Annotated in this window: 21 protein-coding genes, 1 rRNA gene and 1 riboswitch; of the genes, 18 read left to right on the plus strand and 4 right to left on the minus strand. The window is 44.2% G+C overall.

Annotated features, from left to right (window positions below; genetic code table 11):
* The first annotated feature begins 126 nt into the window (after positions 1-126).
* Positions 127-242 (plus strand): 5S ribosomal RNA (gene rrf, locus P8610_RS09815).
* 220 nt (positions 243-462) lie between these two features.
* Here the strand turns inward: rrf and P8610_RS09820 are convergent.
* Complete coding sequence (locus P8610_RS09820; RefSeq protein ID WP_394604240.1) at positions 463-642, minus strand: hypothetical protein; 180 nt, start codon at positions 640-642, stop codon at positions 463-465.
* An 18-nt stretch (positions 643-660) separates the two neighbouring features.
* Between P8610_RS09820 and P8610_RS09825 the strand changes: the two genes are divergently transcribed.
* From P8610_RS09825 to purD, 15 genes are all read left to right on the plus strand, one after another.
* Positions 661-1,188: a DUF2179 domain-containing protein gene (locus tag P8610_RS09825; protein WP_066242783.1), complete on the plus strand. Its 528-nt coding sequence runs from the start codon at positions 661-663 to the stop codon at positions 1,186-1,188.
* Positions 1,189-1,191: 3 nt separating this feature from the next.
* A complete protein-coding gene (locus P8610_RS09830; protein ID WP_289497367.1) occupies positions 1,192-1,395 on the plus strand; it encodes an NETI motif-containing protein in 204 nt (67 codons plus the stop codon).
* A gap of 82 nt (positions 1,396-1,477) precedes the next feature.
* Positions 1,478-1,580: riboswitch (purine riboswitch) on the plus strand.
* Between the two features lie 106 nt (positions 1,581-1,686).
* Positions 1,687-2,172, plus strand: a complete 486-nt coding sequence (gene purE, locus P8610_RS09835; protein ID WP_394604241.1) for a 5-(carboxyamino)imidazole ribonucleotide mutase — start codon at positions 1,687-1,689, stop codon at positions 2,170-2,172.
* Positions 2,165-3,319: a 5-(carboxyamino)imidazole ribonucleotide synthase gene (gene purK / locus P8610_RS09840; protein WP_394604242.1), complete on the plus strand. Its 1,155-nt coding sequence runs from the start codon at positions 2,165-2,167 to the stop codon at positions 3,317-3,319. The genes purE and purK overlap by 8 nt, the downstream gene beginning before the upstream one ends.
* Positions 3,316-4,608: an adenylosuccinate lyase gene (gene purB, locus P8610_RS09845; RefSeq protein ID WP_153236641.1), complete on the plus strand. Its 1,293-nt coding sequence runs from the start codon at positions 3,316-3,318 to the stop codon at positions 4,606-4,608. Before purK ends, purB begins: the two co-directional genes overlap by 4 nt.
* Before the next feature lie 465 nt (positions 4,609-5,073).
* Positions 5,074-5,796 (plus strand): phosphoribosylaminoimidazolesuccinocarboxamide synthase, encoded by a 723-nt coding sequence (gene purC, locus P8610_RS09850; protein WP_394604243.1) that lies wholly within the window; start codon positions 5,074-5,076, stop codon positions 5,794-5,796.
* Complete coding sequence (purS, locus tag P8610_RS09855) at positions 5,784-6,038, plus strand: phosphoribosylformylglycinamidine synthase subunit PurS (protein ID WP_137791366.1); 255 nt, start codon at positions 5,784-5,786, stop codon at positions 6,036-6,038. Before purC ends, purS begins: the two co-directional genes overlap by 13 nt.
* On the plus strand, positions 6,035-6,718 hold the full coding sequence (gene purQ / locus P8610_RS09860; RefSeq protein ID WP_394604244.1) for a phosphoribosylformylglycinamidine synthase subunit PurQ: 684 nt from the start codon (positions 6,035-6,037) through the stop codon (positions 6,716-6,718). Before purS ends, purQ begins: the two co-directional genes overlap by 4 nt.
* The gene (gene purL / locus P8610_RS09865) at positions 6,702-8,933 is read left to right on the plus strand and encodes a phosphoribosylformylglycinamidine synthase subunit PurL (RefSeq protein WP_394604245.1); all 2,232 of its coding nucleotides are present in this window, start codon (positions 6,702-6,704) and stop codon (positions 8,931-8,933) included. The genes purQ and purL overlap by 17 nt, the downstream gene beginning before the upstream one ends.
* On the plus strand, positions 8,909-10,327 hold the full coding sequence (gene purF / locus P8610_RS09870) for an amidophosphoribosyltransferase (RefSeq protein WP_289497359.1): 1,419 nt from the start codon (positions 8,909-8,911) through the stop codon (positions 10,325-10,327). The genes purL and purF overlap by 25 nt, the downstream gene beginning before the upstream one ends.
* A 14-nt stretch (positions 10,328-10,341) precedes the next feature.
* Positions 10,342-11,382, plus strand: coding sequence for a phosphoribosylformylglycinamidine cyclo-ligase (gene purM / locus P8610_RS09875; RefSeq protein WP_394604246.1), 1,041 nt, complete (start codon positions 10,342-10,344; stop codon positions 11,380-11,382).
* Entirely contained in the window at positions 11,379-11,969 is a 591-nt protein-coding gene (gene purN, locus P8610_RS09880; RefSeq protein ID WP_394604247.1) for a phosphoribosylglycinamide formyltransferase, read from the plus strand. Before purM ends, purN begins: the two co-directional genes overlap by 4 nt.
* Positions 11,966-13,504, plus strand: coding sequence for a bifunctional phosphoribosylaminoimidazolecarboxamide formyltransferase/IMP cyclohydrolase (gene purH, locus P8610_RS09885; protein ID WP_394604248.1), 1,539 nt, complete (start codon positions 11,966-11,968; stop codon positions 13,502-13,504). Before purN ends, purH begins: the two co-directional genes overlap by 4 nt.
* A 326-nt stretch (positions 13,505-13,830) precedes the next feature.
* On the plus strand, positions 13,831-13,971 hold the full coding sequence (locus P8610_RS09890) for a hypothetical protein (protein ID WP_394604249.1): 141 nt from the start codon (positions 13,831-13,833) through the stop codon (positions 13,969-13,971).
* 17 nt (positions 13,972-13,988) lie between these two features.
* Positions 13,989-15,257: a phosphoribosylamine--glycine ligase gene (purD, locus tag P8610_RS09895; RefSeq protein WP_394604250.1), complete on the plus strand. Its 1,269-nt coding sequence runs from the start codon at positions 13,989-13,991 to the stop codon at positions 15,255-15,257.
* On the opposite strand, the gene P8610_RS09900 is transcribed toward purD, so the two are convergent.
* The 3 genes from P8610_RS09900 to P8610_RS09910 all read right to left on the minus strand — a co-directional run bounded on the left by P8610_RS09900 (position 15,235) and on the right by P8610_RS09910 (position 16,956).
* On the minus strand, positions 15,235-15,339 hold the full coding sequence (locus P8610_RS09900; protein WP_353958323.1) for an EYxxD motif small membrane protein: 105 nt from the start codon (positions 15,337-15,339) through the stop codon (positions 15,235-15,237). The genes purD and P8610_RS09900 overlap by 23 nt on opposite strands.
* Positions 15,340-15,406: 67 nt before the next feature.
* Positions 15,407-16,678 carry an MFS transporter gene (locus P8610_RS09905; protein ID WP_394604251.1) on the minus strand — a complete coding sequence of 424 codons (1,272 nt, stop codon included), beginning with the start codon at positions 16,676-16,678 and terminating at the stop codon, positions 15,407-15,409.
* Between the two features lie 17 nt (positions 16,679-16,695).
* Positions 16,696-16,956 carry a YgaP family membrane protein gene (locus P8610_RS09910; protein ID WP_066242825.1) on the minus strand — a complete coding sequence of 87 codons (261 nt, stop codon included), beginning with the start codon at positions 16,954-16,956 and terminating at the stop codon, positions 16,696-16,698.
* Between the two features lie 90 nt (positions 16,957-17,046).
* Between P8610_RS09910 and P8610_RS09915 the strand changes: the two genes are divergently transcribed.
* A complete protein-coding gene (locus P8610_RS09915) occupies positions 17,047-18,795 on the plus strand; it encodes an adenine deaminase C-terminal domain-containing protein (RefSeq protein WP_289497351.1) in 1,749 nt (582 codons plus the stop codon).
* 49 nt (positions 18,796-18,844) lie between these two features.
* A complete protein-coding gene (locus P8610_RS09920; protein ID WP_394604252.1) occupies positions 18,845-19,873 on the plus strand; it encodes a DUF3048 domain-containing protein in 1,029 nt (342 codons plus the stop codon).

The raw sequence follows: 19,873 nt of genomic DNA on the forward strand, positions 1-19,873 counted from the left end.
GAGCTGACAGATACTAATCGGTCGAGGGCTTATCCTTAAAATGCATAACGTTTGGAAACGTCGTATCTAGTTTTGAGAGAACATACTCTCTACATTTAATAAATCATGGTTAACGTCATGATAAGGTCTAGTGATGATGGCGAAGAGGTCACACCCGTTCCCATACCGAACACGGAAGTTAAGCTCTTCAGCGCCGATGGTAGTTGGGGGTCTCCCCCTGTTAGAGTAGGACGTCGCTAGGCAAAGAAGGTGGGACGAACTTTATGTTCGTTCCATCTTTTTTTGTTTATTGATAATCTAATCATCTATACTAATTTTCAAACAGACTCAATAAATCGAAAATAGACTCAATAAATTAAATTTAGACTCAATAATCATTCCGTCAGACTCAATAATTATAAATTAGACTCAATAATTGCTGAGAAGACTCAATTCCTCACAAACGAGCAGCACGCAGTCGCCTCAACCGACACCAACACCAACACCATTAATCATCAAAGCAAGAATATGGTGGTTTGGCATCGCCAAACTTCCTACCAAACCACCTATCAAACTCCACATTAAATCTACAACTGTTTTTGCATCTATTCTCCAGTTTCCAACTTGTCCAAAAAGTGTTATTCTTAACGAAGTATTTTTCACCTTGGGAGGCTTGCCATCATGTTGGATAACGCATTTGTTATGGTTGGGATCATATTATTGATCAATATTGTGTACGTTTCGTTTTTTACGATCAGGATGATCCTGACGCTTAAAGGACAAAGGTACCTGGCTGCTTTTATTAGTGTGTTCGAGGTAATTATCTATGTGGTTGGCCTCGGGCTTGTATTAGATAACTTAAATGAGATTCAAAATCTGATTGCGTATGCGGTTGGTTATGGAATTGGTGTTTTAGTAGGAATGAAGATTGAAGAAAAGCTGGCACTTGGATATACTACGGTTAACGTTATTACAACTGATCTTGCAGGCGGACTGCCGAACGAGCTTCGCAACAAAGGATATGGTGTTACAAACTGGCTTGCAGAAGGTCGTGAAGGACAGCGTTTGATGATGGAGATCTTAACATCGCGTAAATCAGAAATGAACCTATATAATACAGTAAAAGATTTGGACCCGAAGGCATTTATTATTTCACATGAGCCGAAAGCGTTTCATGGCGGATTTTGGGTCAAGGGCATCAGGAGGTAACAGATGGATAAGAAACCTTCTAAGAAGAAGTTTTCTGTTGAAGCAGGAGAAACCATTTCCGATTGTCTGGATCGTATGGCCAATGAGGGCTATACGCCAGTACGCCGTATGGAAGAGCCTGTTTTTCATGAAGTGAAGCGTAACGGAAGAATGGAACCAGAAGTAAAGGAACAAAGGATTGTTTTTGAAGGTAAACTCATCAAATAAGAGCAAAACACGAACATTAAGTATTTTATGATACATAATGTTCGATTTTTGTTGACAAAACAAAACGTCCATTGCTACAATAAAACCAGAAGAATAAAGCCCTCATATAATTTCGGGAATATGGCCCGTAAGTCTCTACCTGATGACCGTTATTTCATCAGACTATGAGGGAAAGCATCTTTCTGTCTATTTTTATCGGATACGTATGTCCAGTTGGCTGCTTTCTCTCATATTTAGGGAGAAGCATACTAACTGGACTTTTTTATTTTTTCTGACAATAAGGAGGCTGCCATGGCTAAAGTTGGCGTGATCATGGGAAGTGTTTCAGATTGGGAAACAATGAAAGAAGCGTGTGACATTCTAGATAAACTCGAAGTAGCTTACGAGAAAAAAGTGGTTTCTGCACACCGTACACCAGATCTCATGTTCCAATACGCAGAAGAGGCGGAACAGAGAGGTATTGAGGTAATCGTAGCTGGAGCAGGCGGTGCAGCTCACTTGCCAGGAATGGTTGCAGCAAAAACGATTCTGCCTGTTATCGGTGTACCGGTTCAATCCAAAGCGCTTAACGGTATGGATTCACTTTTATCCATCGTTCAGATGCCAAAAGGCGTTCCTGTTGCAACGGTAGCCATCGGCAAAGCCGGAGCAGCGAATGCAGGACTTCTAGCTGCTCAGATGGTAGCGGTACATGATGAAGGAATAAAACAGCGGTTAAAACAACGCCGTGCTACAGCACAACAAATGGCGATTGAAAGTAGTGAGCAGCTTGTATAAAACAATACGACCACAACAAACAATCGGAATATTAGGCGGAGGACAGCTCGGCCGCATGATGGCATTAAGTGCAAGAGAAATGGGCTTGAATGTTGTTGTTTTAGAGCCAGGTGAGAATTCACCATGCGGTCAGGTCGCGGATCAGCAGATTGCCGCGGCTTATGACGATCGCGAAGGCATCAAAGAGCTTGCAGAACGAAGCGATGTTGTCACATACGAGTTTGAAAACATAGATGCAGTTAGTGCGAACTGGCTGGAAGAGAATGCGAACTTACCACAAGGAAGCCGACTCTTGGCAGTCACGCAGCACCGTTTAAAAGAAAAAGAAACGCTTCAAAAAGCAGGTGTACCTGTCGCACCGTATCGTCCAGTAACAGATTTCAGCTCGTTACAAAGTGCAATTAAAGATTTAGGTTACCCTTCTGTACTCAAAACGTGCAGAGGCGGTTATGACGGGAAAGGGCAGTTTGTGATCAAGCAGGAAAGTGACCTTGAGATTGCAGCAACACTTTTAGAGAAAGAGACAGATTGTGTGCTGGAAGCCTGGGTTAATTTTGAAAAAGAAATATCTGTGATCATCACAAGAAGTGTGAGCGGTGAGGTTAAATCGTTTCCAATCGCAGAGAATATACACAAAGATAATATCCTGCATAAAACAATCGCACCGGCACGCATCACAAACGAAACTGCGGATCAAGCAAAGCTCCTAGCGGGGTCAATCGCAACGGAACTAGAGCTTGTTGGAACGCTTGCCGTAGAGATGTTCGTCGCAAAAGACGGTACGATCTATGTAAACGAACTGGCGCCGCGTCCGCATAACTCCGGGCATTATACGATCGAAGCGTGTGAAACTTCACAATTCGATCAGCACGTGCGCGCAGTATGCAACTGGCCGCTCGGCAACACGGATTTAATAAAACCAGCCGTGATGATCAACATTTTAGGAGAACATCATGAGACTGTGTTACGCGAGATCGGTAAATTAGGAGAAGCGAAACTGCATCTGTACGGAAAGAAAGAAGCGAAAGCGAAACGTAAGATGGGGCACATCACGGTTTTAGGTGATACGATTGAACAGGCACTTGAAAAAGCTGAAAAAGTGTCCGCACTATTTTTAAGTGATAACAAAACGGAGGTAACACAATGATTGAACGCTATACACGCCCTGAAATGGGAGCGATTTGGACAGATGAAAACAAATACCAAGCATGGCTAGAAGTAGAGATTCTTGCTTGTGAGGCTTGGGCTGAACTAGGTGACATCCCAAAAGAAGACGTAAAGAAGCTTCGCGAAAATGCGTCGTTTGATATTAACCGTATCCTAGAGATTGAAGAAGAAACACGCCACGATGTTGTTGCGTTTACACGAGCGGTATCTGAAACACTTGGAGAAGAGCGCAAATGGGTGCATTACGGACTGACTTCCACAGACGTAGTTGATACAGCACTATCTTACCTTTTAAAACAAGCAAACGATATTTTAGCAAAAGATCTTGATCGTTTTGTTGAGATTCTAGCTGAGAAAGCGAAAGAACATAAATATACGGTTATGATGGGTCGTACGCACGGGGTGCATGCTGAGCCGACAACGTTCGGATTGAAGCTTGCTCTATGGTACGAAGAGATGAAACGCAACGTAGAACGCTTTAAGCAAGCGTCTGACACGGTTCGTTTCGGTAAAATCTCTGGAGCGGTTGGAACGTATGCAAACATCGATCCTTTCGTTGAAAAATATGTTTGTGAAAAGCTAGGTCTAGAAGCTTCACCGATCTCAACTCAAACATTGCAGCGTGACCGTCACGCACACTACATGTCAACGTTGGCGCTTATCGCAACGAGCATCGAAAAGTTCGCTACAGAAGTTCGCGGCCTTCAAAAGAGTGAGACGCGTGAAGTAGAAGAGTTCTTTGCAAAAGGTCAAAAAGGATCATCTGCTATGCCTCACAAACGCAATCCGATCGGTTCTGAAAACATGACTGGTCTTGCTCGTGTGATCCGCGGTTACATGATGACAGCTTATGAGAATGTATCACTTTGGCATGAGCGCGACATCTCACATTCATCCGCTGAGCGTGTGATCTTACCAGATGCAACGATCGCATTGAACTACATGCTGAACCGTTTTGGCAACATCATCAAGAACCTAACCGTGTTCCCAGAAAACATGAAGCGCAACATGGATCGCACATACGGATTGATCTACTCACAGCGTGTCCTTCTCAAACTGATCGATAAAGGCATGGCACGTGAAGAAGCATACGACACAGTACAGCCAAAAGCGATGCAAGCTTGGGAAGAAGGCGTACAGTTCAGAACATTAGTAGAAGCTGAACAAAAAATCACCGAAAAATTAACACCTGAAGAAATCTCTGAATGCTTTGATTACAGTTACCATCTGTCACACGTAGATACGATCTTCGACAGATTAGGACTTTAAAGGGTTTTATATAAGAAGAATTGCTTTAATAAATGGTTAGTTGTAAATCTTTTATGTTTGAACATCACTGAAAAGTTGATTGTAGTGGAAGGTACGAGACTCCTGGGGGACGAGCGGGGCAGTCCGAAAAGCGAAAGCGGCTCGTCCAGCCCCGACAAGCAAAAGGCGAATGGGCTAAGAAGGCGTTTTTTGCCTTCATGACCGTTTGACTTTTGACCTCGAGGGGCTAGCCGCTGTAGCTGGACAGGTGAGACTCTTAACAGCGCAGAGCGCTAAGAGGCTCACCGCACGCCCCCCGGAAAGCGAGTGCCTGGAACGGAAATCAACCTCTTTCAAGCTACGAAGATTAAACAGACTTTTTTGCAGTACTTCAACTAAAAAGAGAGTGATATATCGAGCTCTCTTTCTCTTTGCCTTTTTTAAAAGATCGAATATTGGGAATCTTCATATAACGGAGGGGTCAGGATGGAGAAGCTAGAGCAGCTATACGAAGGAAAAGCGAAACGCATCTACAGCACAACAGACGAAGAAGTGGTTTGGGTAAGCTACAAAGACTCAGCAACAGCATTCAACGGTGAAAAGAAAGCAGAAATCGCAGGAAAAGGCAGACTGAACAACGAGATCTCTTCCATTCTATTTGAACTGCTGAAAGACAAAGGCATTCAGTCTCACTTTGTAAAACGCATTTCAGAAACAGAGCAGCTCGTTAAGAAGGTAACCATCATTCCCTTAGAAGTGGTTGTTCGCAACATCGCAGCAGGTTCTTTATCAAAGCGCACCGGGATTCCTGAGGGACAAATCCTTCCGCGAACAATCATCGAATTTTATTACAAAAATGATGATCTTGGAGATCCGCTTATTACAGAAGAGCACATCGACATCATGAATTTGGCGGCGAAAGAACAGCTCGATCAGATTTCAGAACAAGCTTTACAGATCAACGAAGTGCTAACATCTTATTTTGCTCAGAAAAACGTAAAGCTCGTTGATTTCAAGCTGGAGTTCGGAACAGATGCAAACGGAAACTTAATGCTCGCTGACGAGATCTCGCCTGACACATGCCGTTTATGGGATGCAGAAACGAACGAGAAGCTCGATAAAGATGTATTCCGCCGTGAATTAGGAAGTTTAACAGATGCTTATGAAAAAATACTACAACGTCTAGGAGGCCTATCATGTACAAAGTAAAAGTGTATGTAACGTTAAGAGAGAGTGTATTAGATCCACAAGGCAAGGCAGTGATGAGCTCGCTTCATAAAATGGGACAGTCAGAAGTTGAAGATGTACGTATTGGTAAGTATCTGGAGTTAACGCTTCAAAAAGGCGACTACGATCTAGATGAGAAAATCGTTAACATGTGTTCTAAACTTTTATCCAACCCGGTTATTGAAGACTACCGGTATGAGGTGGAGGAGGTTGTTGCACAGTGAAGTTTGCTGTAATCGTTTTTCCAGGATCAAACTGTGACACAGATATGTATCATGCTGTAAAAGACGAGCTCGGCGCAGAAGTTGAGTACGTTTGGCATGATGCAACGAACTTAAGTCAATTTGACGGTATTTTATTGCCAGGCGGTTTCTCTTACGGAGATTACCTCCGCACTGGCGCCATCGCGCAATTTTCAAACGTAATGACGGAAGTTGTAAAAGCAGCTAAAGAAGGAAAACCAGTTCTTGGCGTTTGTAACGGATTTCAGATTTTATTGGAAACAGGACTTTTACCAGGAGCAATGCGCCGCAATGAATCATTGAAATTCATCTGCCAGCCAGAAGAGCTTGTGGTTGAGAACGCAACGACAACCTTCACTTCTCAGTACGAAAAAGGGGAAGTGATATCTGTTCCTGTAGCGCACGGTGAAGGCAACTATTATTGCGATGAAGAGACACTGCAACAGCTAAAGGCAAACAACCAGATCGTCTTCACGTATAAAAACAATCCGAACGGATCCGTTGAAAACATTGCAGGCATCACGAACAAAGAGGGCAATGTACTCGGTATGATGCCGCATCCAGAGCGCGCGGTTGATGAGCTTTTAGGTAGCAAAGATGGTCTTAAATTATTTCAATCTATTGTGAAGAGCTGGAGGGAACGTTATGTCGCTGCAACATGAACCAACAAGTTCACAAATTAAAGAACAAAAATTATACCGTGAAATGGGTTTAAGTGATTCAGAGTTTGAACTCGTAGAAAAGATTATCGGCAGATCTCCTAACTGGACGGAAACAGGTCTATTCTCCGTTATGTGGAGTGAGCACTGTTCTTATAAAAATTCAAAGCCTGTACTAAGCAAGTTTCCGACGAAAGGTGAACGCGTGCTGCAAGGTCCTGGTGAAGGTGCTGGAATTGTGGATATTGGTGACGGTCAAGCGGTTGTATTTAAGATCGAATCTCATAACCATCCTTCAGCGATCGAGCCTTACCAAGGAGCTGCAACAGGTGTTGGCGGAATCATTCGTGACGTCTTTTCGATGGGAGCGCGTCCGATCGCGATGCTGAACTCACTTCGTTTTGGTGAATTAGAATCGCCGCGCGTGAAGTATTTGTTCGAGCAAGTGGTAGCGGGTATCGCAGGTTACGGCAACTGTATCGGAATCCCGACAGTAGGTGGAGAAGTCCAATTTGATCCATCGTACGAAGGAAATCCTCTCGTTAACGCGATGTGTGTGGGTCTGATCGATCACAAAGATATTAAGAAGGGCCAAGCAAAGGGTGCTGGAAACTCTGTGATGTACGTTGGGGCGAAAACTGGCCGTGACGGAATCCACGGTGCAACGTTTGCATCTGAAGAGCTTTCTGAAGCATCAGAAGAAAAGCGTCCGGCTGTTCAAGTTGGAGATCCTTTTATGGAGAAACTTGTTATGGAAGCATGTCTAGAGCTTATTCATAACTGTGATGCACTTGTAGGGATTCAAGATATGGGTGCGGCAGGCCTTACAAGTTCGTCTGCTGAGATGGCGAGTAAAGCGGGTATGGGAATCGAGATGAACCTTGATCTTATTCCACAGCGCGAAACAGGAATGACGGCGTACGAGATGATGCTATCAGAATCTCAAGAGCGCATGCTGTTAGTTGTTGAAAAAGGCCGCGAACATGAGGTAGAAAAGATTTTTGCGAAGTGGGATCTAGATTGTGTAACAGTTGGAACGGTTATCGAGGAACAAGTACTGCGCCTTACTCATCAAGGTGAGATCGTAGCAGATGTACCGGTAGATGCTCTTGCAGAAGATGCGCCAGTTTATCATAAGCCATCAAAAGAGCCGGCGTATTATGCTGAGTTTCAAGCGCAAGAAGATTATATCCCGGAGATTACTAGCTTCAAGTCTACGTTGCTATCTCTTTTAAAGCAGCCGACGATCGCTAGCAAAGAGTGGGTTTACAACCAGTACGACTATATGGTGCGCACGAATACCGTTGTAGCACCTGGATCGGATGCGGCCGTTGTAAGAATCCGAGGAACGAAGAAAGCGTTAGCGATGACAACAGACTGTAACTCTCGCTATCTATATCTTGATCCTGAAGTTGGCGGTAAGATTGCTGTTGCTGAGGCAGCTCGTAATCTCGTATGCTCTGGTGCACAGCCGCTTGCTGTTACAGACTGCTTAAACTATGGAAATCCTGAAAAGCCAGAGATCTTTTGGCAGCTTGAAAAGTCGGCTGACGGTATGAGCGCCGCTTGCAACAAACTGGCAACGCCAGTGATCGGCGGAAACGTATCACTATATAACGAAACAAACGGTGTAGCCGTTTACCCAACGCCAGTTATTGGAATGGTTGGTTTGATTGAAGATACAAAACATATTGTGACGCAAGATTTTAAAGAAGCGGGCGACATCATCTATCTAATTGGTGAGAGCAAAGCTGAATTTGGCGGAAGTGAGCTTCAAAAGATGAAAGAAGGACGCATTTTCGGTAAAGCGCCTCACATCGATCTAGAAGTAGAAGAAACAAGACAGCGTGAGCTTTTAGCGGCGATTCATAAAGGATTGATTCAATCTGCGCATGACGTAGCAGAAGGCGGATTGTCTGTAGCACTTGCTGAGTCTGTGATGGACGGCAAAGTAGGAGCGAGCGTTACGCTGACAGATGAGCCGATTGGAAGTCTTTTCGGAGAATCTCAATCCCGTTTCTTAGTCACTGTAAAACCAGAAAATCAAGATGAGTTCCAACAGCTTGTAAAAGACGCAAAAATCATAGGTTTTGTACGTTCTGAGAGCGGTCTAGCGATCGATAATGAGCAGGGTGAAGAGTTGTTATCCTGTACGCTCCAGGAGATGCAAGACGCCTGGAAAGGAGCTATTCCATGCTTGCTGACATCAAAGGCTTAAACGAGGAATGTGGTGTTTTCGGTATTTGGGGTCACCCGGATGCTGCGCAACTAACGTATTACGGTTTGCACAGCCTGCAGCACCGAGGACAAGAAGGAGCGGGAATCGTTGTAACAGACGGTGAGCGGTTACGCATTCATAAAGGAAGCGGCTTAGTAAACGATGTGTTCAGCAAAGGCGAACTAGAAGGATTAATCGGACATGGTGCAATCGGCCATGTTCGGTATTCCACTGCAGGCGGCAACGAGCTTGCCAACGTTCAGCCATTATTGTTCCGTTCGCAAACGAGCTCACTTGCTCTTGCACATAACGGAAACTTGGTGAATGCCAATGCGCTAAAGCATCAGCTGGAATCGCAAGGAAGTATTTTTCAGACAACATCGGATACAGAAGTTCTTGCTCACTTGATCAAGCGCAGCGGTTATTTTACTTTAAAAGAAAAAGTGCAGAACGCATTAACGATGCTAAAAGGCGCGTATGCATTCTTAGTCATGACAGAAAACGAAATGATGGTAGCATTGGACCCGAACGGACTGCGTCCATTGTCTCTAGGCATGCTTGGTGATGCGTATGTAGTCGCTTCTGAAACGTGTGCCTTTGACGTAGTTGGAGCAACATACGTGCGTGACGTGCAGCCAGGAGAACTTCTTATCATTAATGAAGATGGGTTAACGGTTGATACGTTCTCAACATCTGTTCAGCGCTCCATGTGTTCGATGGAATATATTTATTTTTCTAGACCAGACAGCAACATTGAAGGAATCAACGTTCATGCAGCGCGTAAAAGCCTTGGGAAAAAGATGTTTGAGGAAGCACCGATCGAAGCGGATGTTGTAACAGGTGTGCCTGATTCCAGTATTTCAGCGGCAATCGGTTATGCAGAGGCATCCGGTATTCCGTATGAGATCGGTTTGATCAAAAACCGCTATGTTGGCCGAACATTCATTCAGCCTTCTCAAGAGCTTCGCGAACTTGGAGTAAAGATGAAGCTATCGCCTGTTCGAGGAATCGTAGAAGGCAAGCGTGTCGTGATGGTCGATGATTCGATCGTACGCGGAACGACGAGCCGCCGCATTGTGAAGATGCTGCGTGCCGCGGGCGCGACAGAGGTTCATGTGCGGATTACCGCACCGCCGATCGCTCATCCATGCTATTACGGCATTGATACATCAGAGCGTGCAGAACTCATCGCTTCTAAGCATTCCGTTGATGAGATCCGTGAAATTATCGGAGCTGATTCATTAGCTTTTATTTCTGTTGAAGGGTTGATGGAGGGGATTGGACGTTCGAATGCAGAGCCGAATTGCGGGCAATGTTTAGCATGCTTTACAGGACGATATCCAACAGAAATTTACCCAGATACGGTTTTACCATATGAAAAAGAGCTTGTTTAAAGGGGGAGAAGACGATGGCAGAAGCATATAAGCAAGCAGGAGTGAACATCGAAGCAGGTTATGAAGCGGTGAATCGCATCAAAAAACATGCGCTCAGAACAAAGCGTCCAGAAGTGCTGGCAGGACTAGGCGGATTTGGTGCAATGTTCGATCTATCAGGCTTCTCGCATAAAGAGCCTGTGCTCGTTTCAGGAACAGATGGTGTAGGGACAAAATTGATGCTCGCATTTGCTGCTGATAAGCATGACACGATTGGTGTTGATGCCGTTGCCATGTGTGTGAACGACATTGTAGCGCAAGGCGCTGAGCCGCTGTATTTCCTGGACTATATTGCTTGCGGCACACTTCACCCTGAGAAAATTGAGCAGATTGTAAAAGGAATCGCAGATGGCTGCGAGCAGGCAGGATGCGCACTCATCGGTGGTGAAACAGCAGAAATGCCTGGGATGTATAACAGTGAAGAGTATGATCTTGCTGGGTTTACTGTTGGAATTGCAGAGAAATCAAAGCTTATAAACGGATCTTCTATCAGTGAGAACGATGTATTAATCGGGCTTGCTTCAAACGGGCTTCATTCCAATGGTTTTTCGCTCGTTCGTAAAGTTTTATTAGATAAAGCTGGTCTTGATTTGAACGAGCAGATTGAAGGCTTTTCTAAAACGCTTGGTGAAGAGCTTTTAACACCGACTCGTATCTATGTAAAACCATTGCTCGAAGTATTTAACCAGTTTGAAGTAAACGGTGTTGCCCATATTACAGGCGGTGGTTTTATTGAAAACATTCCGCGTATGCTGCCTGAAGGTCTTGCGGCAGAAGTGGACTATGGCTCATGGCCGGTTCCTGAAATCTTTGATCTGATCGAGGAAAAAGGGAACTTGACACGTAAAGAGATGTTTACGACGTTTAACATGGGAATTGGTATGGTGCTCTCGGTTTCAGAAGAAAATATGCTTCCAATCATCCGTCTTTTAGAAGAAACAGGTGAAAAACCTTACATCATCGGGCGCGTTAAACAAGGTGAAGGTGTGATCTTTGGCGGAGGAAGTATCGAATGAGAAAAATAGCTGTATTTGCTTCTGGAAGCGGAAGTAACTTTCAAGCGATCGTAGATGCGGTTGTTGCAGGAGAGCTTCAGGCGGACATTCAGCTTTTAGTGTGCGATAAGCCAGGAGCAAAAGTGGTGGACCGTGCACGAAAGCAAGGTATTCCTATTTTTACGTTCATGCCAAAAACCTTTGCAACAAAAGCTGACTTTGAAAAAGAAATCGTTAGTGAGCTGCATGCATACGGCGTGGAATTCATCGTTTTGGCAGGTTATATGCGACTGATTGGCGAGGTTCTATTAGACGCTTACGAAGGCAAGATCGTCAATATCCACCCATCCTATCTGCCTGCTTTTCCTGGTAAAAATGCTGTCGGACAGGCGCTGGAAGCCAATGTTGCAGAAACAGGCGTAACCGTTCATTATGTAGACAGTGGGATGGACACAGGACCGATCATTGAACAAGTAAGAATCCCCGTATTGCCTGGCGATACAGAGATTACGCTGCAGGAGCGTATACAGAAAGCAGAACACCAATTGTACCCAGCCATCATTAGCAAACTATTACAAAAAGACACCGTAGGAGGCATCGTACGATGAGCATCAAACGAGCACTCATTTCAGTATCAAACAAAGAAGGATTACTTCCCTTTGCAGAAAAACTAGCCAGTCACGGCGTAGAGATCATCTCTACAGGCGGAACGAAAAAAGCGTTACAAGACGCGGGTATCCCTGTAATCGGGATTTCTGAAGTAACTGGTTTTCCTGAGATCATGGACGGACGTGTAAAAACACTTCATCCTAAAATTCACGGCGGCCTTCTTGCTGTCCGTGACAATGATACACATAAAAAAGCGATGCAAGAAAACGAGATTTCTCCGATTGATCTTGTTGTCGTGAATTTATATCCGTTTAAAGAAACGATTGCAAAAGAGGGGACAACTTTTTCTGATGCGATTGAAAACATCGATATCGGCGGACCGAGTATGCTTCGTTCTGCAGCGAAGAACCATGCATACGTAACGGTGGTTGTAGACCCAAAAGATTATGGTACAGTTGCGGGTGAACTTGAGAGTGCAGGAGCGGTAAGTGAAGAAACGCGCCGCAGACTTGCAGCGAAGACGTTCCGTCATACTGCAGCATATGACGCGTTAATTGCTGAATATTTAACAACTGCTGTAGAAGAAGAGCATCCAGAATCGTTTACAGTAACTTATGAAAAGAAGCAGGATCTTCGTTATGGCGAAAACCCTCATCAGAAAGCAGCTTTTTATGCAACACCTTTGAGTTCAACGCTTTCTTTAACAGATGCTGAACAGCTTCACGGTAAAGAGCTTTCATATAACAACATCAACGACTCAGATGCAGCGCTTTCTATTGTAAAAGAGTTCACTGATCCTGCAGTTGTTGCCGTTAAGCACATGAATCCATGTGGAGTGGGAACAGGTGCGACCATTCTTGAAGCCTACACAAGAGCTTTTGAAGCGGACCCTGTTTCAATCTTCGGAGGAATCATTGCAGCTAATACAGAAGTGGATGCTGAAACAGCTCAGAAGTTAAGCGAGATCTTCCTTGAGATCATTATTGCTCCTTCGTTTACAGATGAGGCGTTAGAGATTCTAACAAAAAAGAAGAACATCCGTCTGTTAAAACTAGATTTTACAGAGAGAAACGGGATCGCGAAGAAAATCACAACCGTTTCTGGCGGAATGCTCGTTCAAGATGAAGATGTTTTCGGATTAGATGATGCGAACGTGACAATTCCTACAAAACGTCAGCCGACTGAGCAAGAGTGGAAAGATTTGAAGCTTGCTTGGAAAGTTGTAAAGCATGTGAAATCAAACGCGATCGTTTTAGCGAAAGATGAAATGACGGTAGGCGTTGGTGCAGGTCAGATGAACCGTGTTGGCGCAGCCAAGATTGCCATTGAACAAGCAGGCAATCGTGCACAAGGCTCAGCATTAGGATCAGATGCGTTCTTTCCGATGGATGACACCGTAGAAGCAGCGGCACGCGCTGGCGTAACAGCAATTATCCAGCCAGGCGGATCCATCAAGGATGAAGATTCTATCAAAAAAGCAGACGAACACGGAATCACGATGGTGTTCACAGGCGTAAGGCACTTTAAGCATTAATTCTTTTCAGAAGGTTGTTTAGCTGAAAGTAGTAGATTTCCGCTACAGGTTGCACGCTTTCCATGGGGCGAACGGTGAGCCTCCTGCCGCTTTGCGCCGTTAGGAGTCTCCACCTGACCGCTTCAAGGTTGTCTCTCTGCTCCTGCGTCTACAAATTTATGCTAACGAAGTGACTTCCTCGTCGCATGCCTTGCGAGAAGCTTCTCATGTGGCAGGCAGGCAACCTTCCGCTACAATCAACTTGCTAGAGGAAAAAACATATTAAAAAAAAGCAATAATCTTATAGATAAGAGTCTTTTCATTTCTTCATTGAAAAGTTGATTGGAGTGCAAGGTCGAGACTCCTGCGGGACAGGCGGGCGGGTGAGACACTTATACGTGAAACGTACGAATGTGGCTCACCGCCTGCCCCGCGGAAAGCGAGCACCTGGAACGGAGATCAACAGCTTTCAAAAACTTCAAAGCTAATAAAGGAGGTAGCAACCATGAACGTTCTTGTAATTGGCAAAGGTGGGCGTGAGCATGCGCTCGTGTGGAAGTTTGCGAATAGCCCGAGTGTTACACAAGTGTTTGCTGCACCAGGAAACCCAGGTATGGCGGAACAAGCAACGTGTGTTTCCATAAAAGAAAACAACATTGATGAGCTTGTGTCTTTTGCAAAATCTGAAGAGATTGCTCTGACGTTTGTTGGTCCTGAAGTACCTCTTCTAGACGGGATCGTAAATCGTTTTAAAGAAGAAGGACTTATGATTTTCGGTCCTTCAAAAGAAGCAGCGCAGATCGAAGGCTCAAAATCGTTTGCAAAAAACCTCATGAAAAAGTACGGCATTCCAACGGCATCTTCAGAAACGTTTACGGATTACGATAAGGCACTTTCTTATGTACGAGAGAATGGGGCGCCGATCGTATTAAAAGCGGATGGACTTGCCGCTGGCAAAGGCGTTATTGTAGCTGCAACACTAGAAGAAGCTGAAGAAGGACTTTACGAATTGATGGTAGACAAGCGTTTTGGGGCGGCGAGTGAAAAAGTCGTCGTTGAAGAATTTCTTGAAGGTGAAGAGTTTTCATTAATGTCATTCGTACATGATGAGATCGTACTTCCGATGGAAATTGCGCAAGATCATAAACGTGCCTATGACGGTGATAAAGGTCCAAACACAGGGGGAATGGGGGCATATTCTCCTGTGCCGCAAATTCCAGCATCCGCTGTTCAAAAAGCGATTCAAGAAATTGTACAGCCAACGGTTTTAGCCATGAAACAAGAAGGAACACCTTTTACTGGAATTCTATATGCAGGCTTGATTTTAACATCAGAAGGTCCAAAGGTGATCGAGTTTAACGCGCGTTTTGGTGATCCTGAAACACAGGTTATCCTGCCTCGGCTGGAAAACGATCTATCAGAGCTGTTATTATCTCTGTTAGACAGTAAAAAGCCGGAGCTTCAATGGTCTGAAGAATCCGTACTTGGCGTTGTTCTAGCTTCTGATGGATATCCTGTTTCATCCTCTGAACCTCAAGTGATCGAAGGACTTCAAAATATAAAGAACGAAACGAGTGTGTTTCATGCAGGTACGAAATCTGCGGATAATTCTCTTAAAACAGATGGCGGCAGAGTGCTATTAGTTGCTTCTAAAGGAAAATCGCTAAGTGAAGCACAAGAAAAGGTATACGCTGAAATGAGGAAGATTACGTGCGAAGGATCATTTTACCGTAAAGATATCGGGTTTAAAGCTATTTCACACGTTTCTTCTTAATAAAAACATACGAGATGGCGATAATTCCGCCGATGAGCAGGATATATAGAAATGCGGTGTCCATTAAGTATTCTGAGCTCATGGTTCTGTTGACCTCCTTTTTAAAGTTTTTGGCTGACTGACAGCGGACTTCATTCTCCGCTCGTTCGTCAGCCTTCTTCTATTGGATTAGGATGTGATGTTGCTGAATCGGTGTTGGGTGCTGCTGTCGGTGTCAGTTTAGGCGGTTGGATGATGGACAATGGTTTCCAGCGACGCAGCAGCTGCATGCCAACGAAGATTCCAATACCAGCTGCAGCATAAGTTACATAAGGTACTGCACTTTGACCGCCATCAGCAAATTCAAACAATCTGCCTCCTAAAGAGTTTCCGATCGCTTCACCTATACCAGTAAAAACACTTGCTAATCCAAAGAACATTCCAAGAAACTTTGCCGCTGCAAGCTGAGATATAGAAGTATCCAATGTCGGCATGATCAACATCTCACCTGTAATAAAGATAAGCCCGGCAAACACGAAGAAAAACAGGGTATTCGCAAAGTACAAGCTTCCAAGTGATAAACCGATGCAGATCGTTCCTAAACCTACAGCAGTTAAGGGGTGGATGTTGCGGATGATATTTTTGGTGATAAGTGTCTGCACTAAAATAACCGTGATGCTATTAATGGTCCAAATAATGCTGATATCTTTTCCGTTGGCCAACACATTTTCAGCACGAAGCGGAAGCACTAAAGCGAACTGAACGTAAAGTGCCCAAACAAAGATCGTGGCGATAACAAACATGAGAAAGGGAATGTTTTTTAACGCTTGCCTGTACTCACTCCATTTCACCTCACCGCAATTCTCATCCCCGCAGCCTGGCGGCAAGAAGAACCAGCTGATCATGCTCGCGCCTAAATAAATGACAGCTGCCGTAATAAAAATAAGTCTCGAATTATTTGTAAACAAGGCAAACACCATTAACCCCGCAATTGCCATACCGATATTTGCGAAAATACCACGAAGTGAAAACGCAGTAGACCTCATGTCATCTTTCACGAGTGAAGAAATAAATGCTTTCGTTGAAGGTGCGTTTAGCCCAAGTCCTAATCCACTAACTGCTGCTGTTAACAGAATGAGAGAATAGGTTGAAAAATAAGCGAAACCAATTAGCCCTCCAGCTCGTATAAGAGCACCTAATGCAATAATAAAACGTCTGCCTGTCCGGTCAGCAAATACGCCGCCGACCACACTTCCGACCTGCATAAAAACGGAGATGACAGCTAGCGTAAACCCAATCTGTGCTGCCGTTAAACCTGTTTCCACTTTTAAAAGGATGGGCAATACAGGCAGAACAAGATAAGAACCTAGATGAGTAATAAAGACAACGACCAATAAACTAAAAAGCGGTTTGTTGCCTTTTAAAATAGAATGAGTCGGCATGATGTTCCCCCTTCGGATTAAGAAGGATTAAAAGGTGAACCTTCCTTTGCGATATTACCTAGATCCATGTCGTTCATTTCTTTGCTTTTGTGAAGCAAATCCGTCATTGGGCAGTAGCGAACGATTCCTTCTGCCACTTTCATTGCCGCCATTAAAATCATTAAAATATACGATTCTTTGTATGGCTTGCGTGTAAGTTTTGCCGTATAAACCGATAGCAGTGTTAAGCCGGCAATAATCCGAATCATGCTGTTAACTAAACCAATATTTTGTCTCATAAAGATACTCCCTTCGAATTTCACCAATTTGCTTGATGAATATGGTATTCTTGAAAAAACGAAATTTTCAGAGAAGACAGGTGATCCAACATGAACCAACACATCGCGTTTTGGACAAAAGCGCAAATGCGCAAACAAGTGGCTGTCATCCAAGGTGAATCGGCACCGTCACTTGTCTTAAAAAACGCTGTTTATTTAAACACAGCCTTAAAAAAATGGGTAAAGGCAAATATTTGGATACTTCAAGACCGTATTATCTATGTGGGCGATAAGCTGCCTGCAAAAGACTCCGGAACGGAATTTACGGATCTCGAAGGTAAGTTTGTTGTGCCTGGATATATTGAACCGCATTGTCATCCGTTTCAACTTTATAATCCCCAGTCGCTCTCCCGATATGCATTGCAACGCGGGACGTCTGTATTTTTAGCCGATAACTTTATGCTGCTTTTTGAAATGAGTATTTCGAAAGCGCTTTCTTTTATGGAAGACGTGAACGATCTGCCGTCTAATTTCTTTTGGTGGTGCCGATATGACGCGCAAACAGAGCTTTTAGAAGAAGAGAATTATTTCTCTGAAAAATCGGTTAGACAGCTGCTTGAAAGCCCATATGTTCTTCAAGGCGGAGAATTAACAAGCTGGCCGCGCGTACTCCAAGGTGATGATACATTGCTTCACTGGATGCTGAAGACGAAGAAAGCGGGTAAGAAGATCGAAGGCCACCTGCCAGGTGCATCAGAAAAAACGTTAACGGCGATGACATTGCTTGGGGTAGACTGCGATCACGAGGCGATGACTGGTACGGAAGTGATGGACCGATTGAACGCTGGGCTTCAAGTATCTCTTCGTTATTCATCCATCCGTCCAGATCTGCCTAAACTTTTGCGCCAGATGAAAGAAGAAGGCATCACGAACTATGAGCGAATCTTTTTTACAACGGACGGTTCAACACCAGCGTTTTATGAAGAAGGCGTGACTGATAAAATGCTTGAGATCGCGCTTGAAGCTGGAATCGATCCAGTTGATGCGTATATGATGGTTTCCTATAATGTGGCGCGATATTATGGCCTGGATCACCTTTTCGGTATGGTGGCTCCTGGACGCGTGGCGCATTTGAACATTTTAGATGATATTTCGAATCCTCTACCTGTTTCTGTTTTGGCGAAAGGAAAATGGATGAAGCGTGATGGCGAGGATGTTAGTGAAGACAAAGATTTTGCGTTTGATTGGGAAGGACACGGTATACGAAAAAGAGAGATCAATTGGGATCTTCACGACGAAGACTTTCAGTTTTCTGGTCTCGTTGGAATAGAAATGTACAATAGTGTCATTACTCGGCCATATAATGTATCGATCAATCCTTTTTCTGAAGAAATTAACGAAGAATCAGATGAGTGCTTCTTAATGCTGATCGATAAAGATGGAAAGTGGAGAACGAACACCATTGTAAAAGGTTTTGCCAAGAATCTGTATGGCTTTGCGAGCTCTTATTCCAACACCGGAGATCTGCTCATAATTGGTAAGAGCAAAAAAGATATGGCAGTGGCGTTCGAGCGATTGAAAGAGGTCGGCGGGGGCATCGTGCTTGCTGAGAAAGGCGAGATTGTTGCTGAAATAAAACTTCCGTTAGCGGGAGGAATGTCGAATCTTGGCATAGAAGAACTAGTACAAGAAGAAAAAAGGCTGACGAATGCCCTAAGAGAGCGCGGGTATCAGTACGAAGATCCGATCTATTCTCTTCTGTTCTTTTCTTCCACACACTTGCCATACATCCGCATTACGCAAAGAGGCATTTACGATGTAAAAAAGAAAGGGTTACTCTTTCCTTCGATTATGCGTTAATATAGAAAAGGATTGGGCAAAATAATACGATACAAAGGTAGTGAGCCCAATGAAAAAATGGTACATCATCTTGATGGCGATCATCACGGTATTAACGCTGTCTGCATGTAAAGACGCAAGAGATAAAGTATTAGAAGACGGTAAAGTAGATAAAGCTGAAGCATCTGATTCTAAAAAAGATAAACAAGAAGAAGCCTACACTTCATTTTTTCCATTGACTGGCTTAGGAACGAATGACGAGGTCGACCACCGGGCGGTTGCTGTTATGGTGAACAACCACTCGAAAGCAAGACCTCAATCAGGACTTCATAAAGCAGACATTGTGTACGAAGTATTAGCTGAGGGAGAACTCACTCGTTTTCTAGCGATTTTTCAAAGTGAGATGCCGGACGTAGTAGGCCCAGTTCGGAGCGCAAGAGACTATTATATTGAACTCTCAGAAGGCTACAACTCTTTGTTCGTAGCACATGGCTTCAGTCCAGAAGCGAAAGAGATTCTCTATAGCGGCAGAGTCGATCAATTGAACGGAATGGACTATGACGGAAGTCTTTTTGAACGAGCTGATTTTAGAAAAGCCCCTCACAACTCTTACATCACCTATGAAAATATTGAAAAAGGGATGAAGAAAATCGGAGCTGAAGAATCGGATGATCAAGACATGCTTCCGTTTCTTACGAGTAAGGGTGCTTCAGATATAGAGGGAACACCAGCGGATGAAGTTGCGATTTCGTATAAAGGTGGAGATACGGTAGGTTTTACGTACTCTGATAAAAAGAAGACGTACGCGAGAAGCAGTAACAATGAACCGACTATAGACCGCGAAACCGAAACCCCAATCACTGTAAATAATGTATTCATTGTTGAAGCGGCCCACCGGGTAATCGATGATGCCGGCAGACGTGAGATCAACTTAACGTCAGGCGGAGATGCTATTCTAATACAGAACGGTGTCGCACAAAACATTTCGTGGAAAAACGAAAACGGAAGAATCGTTCCGGACGGCGGAGCGTTTGTTCCGGGTAAAACATGGATCAACATTGTACCGAGTGGCATGGCAGATTCGGTTAAGATGCATTAA

Source organism: Fictibacillus sp. UD (genome assembly GCF_043558025.1).
Lineage (GTDB): Bacteria > Bacillota > Bacilli > Bacillales > Fictibacillaceae > Fictibacillus.